This is a genomic window from Methylomonas rivi (genome assembly GCF_024505165.1).
Classification (GTDB): domain Bacteria; phylum Pseudomonadota; class Gammaproteobacteria; order Methylococcales; family Methylomonadaceae; genus Methylomonas; species Methylomonas rivi.
This window is the reverse complement of sequence record NZ_JANIBK010000280.1, coordinates 1-2,115: the sequence shown is the minus strand read 5'-3', so window position 1 is coordinate 2,115 and position 2,115 is coordinate 1. Positions and strand designations below refer to the sequence as shown.

The following is a 2,115-nucleotide window of genomic DNA, read 5'->3' as shown; positions in this document are numbered from 1 at the left end:
GGCCTGTAACCCGGCCAGGGCAAGGCTGCCGGCGCTTTCGGCCACGATGATCAACTTACAGGCCGGATAAACGGCGCGCACTTGGTCGATTTGCGCCGATAACTCGGCCGCGGACCGGGCGCGCAACACTACAACGTCGGGACATTTTGCCGCGTCGCCCGGCAATTCGGCGGGATCGATGAGGGACACCGCCACGCCGAGCGCCGCCATAGCGCTGCTTTCGGCGTAGGGTGCCTCGGAGTCGGACTGTATGATGAATAAAGTGATCGGCACGGCGCCACCGCAAGTCTGAATGGAAAAGCGGGCTATGATCCAACGAATCGGCAAGAAACGGAAATTTTCCCGGCTCGCGGCGGCGGAGAACGGCGCTGGAAAATGCCCCGATACCGACGGGCAATCAATCCCTTATCGGCCTTCCACCTCTTTGACTATGCCATGGCGGTTGGCCAGCAAGGCCAGTTCCGACAGGGTCTTGATGCCCAGCTTGTCTTTAATGGTGGTGCTGTTGTTGCATACGGTTTTGTGGCTGACAAACAATTGATCGGCTACTTCGCGGGTGCTTTTCCCCTTGGCTAGCAAGCAAAAAATGTCGAACTCGCGCGGGGTTAATTGCTTGATTCTTTGTTCCTGCAATACTTCGTCGGTTGCGCTCATCGCCAGCTTTTGCGCCAATGCCGGCGCGACAAACGTGCCGCCGGCGGCAATGCCGGTAACCGCCGTTATCAAGAGTTCGGGGTCGCTGTTTTTCACCAGATAGCCCTTTACGCCGGCCTTGATGGCGCGGGCCACGTAGATCAATTCATCGTGTATGCTGAATACCAGGATCTTGCAATGCGGGTCGCGGATCAGCAGCCGGCGGATCGTCTCGAAGCCGCCGATGCCAGGCATCGATAAATCCATCACCACCACGTCCGGTTGGTGCAGCTCGTAAAGCCGGCAGGCGCTTTCGCAGCGATCGCTCTCGAATACGGCGCCGATTTTTTCCGATAACTCCAGATAGGTCTTAAACCCGGTTCGCACCACCGCATGGTCGTCCACCAACAGCACGCTGATCTTTCCGCTCAAAACAATTTACTCCCGATACCTAAAATAATTCGCCCCGGAATCCCGGACGGCTGGCGTCCCCAGCGGGCTAAATGGTCGCCTTAAGCGGAGCGGATTGCTATTGGGAGAATTTCCCTTTTGATTACAAACGCTTCCGAATAGCGACGGGTAAACAGGAAAATAACCCGCTGAAATCAAGGCTTACAGCCCTGTTTTATGCTGATTCGAGTCCGATAAAATATCCGGTTAAACGCATCATACGGGAATAATTCCCGATCAAATCAAGGCTTTATTCCCTATTGGCCGGCGAGGCCGGCCATTAAAATGCGACTCGGTTAACGGATTGCCGGGAGTTGTCGCGACAAGGATGTTTCAGGACTAAAACCCAAGTTGGATGTGTTTCCTCGATTTTTACCGATCAATCTGCGCCGCGACAGTGTTTGCGGCGCGGATTTTTTTTGGCCGCCGGAGGGGGAAGCGAGCTATCGATTGATGTGGCCGGCGCGTGCGCGGTAAGAAATGAGAACCCAAAAACAACCCTTAAACCACCTGCTGACCCAATACCTATCCGTTGTAACCATCATGCTATCGATGATAACCAGCCCGGCATTCGCGGAGGGCGGCCCATTTTTCATGACGGAACTGGAGTTCAAGGATTCCAAGGTTGCCGACATCATCCGGGTTTTGGCCGAGGACGCCAAGGTCAACATCGTCGCCACCCCGGAAGCCGGCAAGAAAGACGTCACCATTTTCCTGAAAAAAGTCACCCTGGAAGACGCCATCAAAGCCATCTGCCGCATCAGCGACCTGTGGTACCGCTACGACGACAGTGGCCAGGGTACTTTCCGGCTGATGACCAAGGAAGAGTACAGCAAGGATTTGATCCTGGGCCAGGATGACAACATCAAGGTTTTTCAATTGCGCAACCCCAATGTGATTGCCATCGCCATGGCGATTCAGAATTTGTATGCGCCTCGCGTGCGGGTCAGTTTCAATCCGGTGATGAGCGGCGGTATGGGCATGGGCGGCACGGGCGGCTTCGGCGGCGGCCGTAGCGGCGGCTTCGGCAGT

The 2,115-nt window shown here is 55.7% G+C and carries 2 protein-coding genes and 1 pseudogene; 1 reads left to right on the top strand and 2 read right to left on the bottom strand.

Going from position 1 to position 2,115, the window contains the following annotated elements; all coding sequences use genetic code 11:
- On the bottom strand, positions 1-273 hold a 273-nt coding region (locus NP596_RS21075), incomplete at its 3' end, for a lipase family protein (protein WP_256617350.1).
- Positions 274-405: 132 nt separating this feature from the next.
- Positions 406-1,065: a response regulator gene (locus NP596_RS21070; RefSeq protein WP_256617349.1), complete on the bottom strand. Its 660-nt coding sequence runs from the start codon at positions 1,063-1,065 to the stop codon at positions 406-408.
- Positions 1,066-1,563: 498 nt separating this feature from the next.
- Between NP596_RS21070 and NP596_RS21065 the strand changes: the two are divergent.
- A pseudogene (locus NP596_RS21065) lies at positions 1,564-2,115 on the top strand (hypothetical protein); the annotation flags it as partial.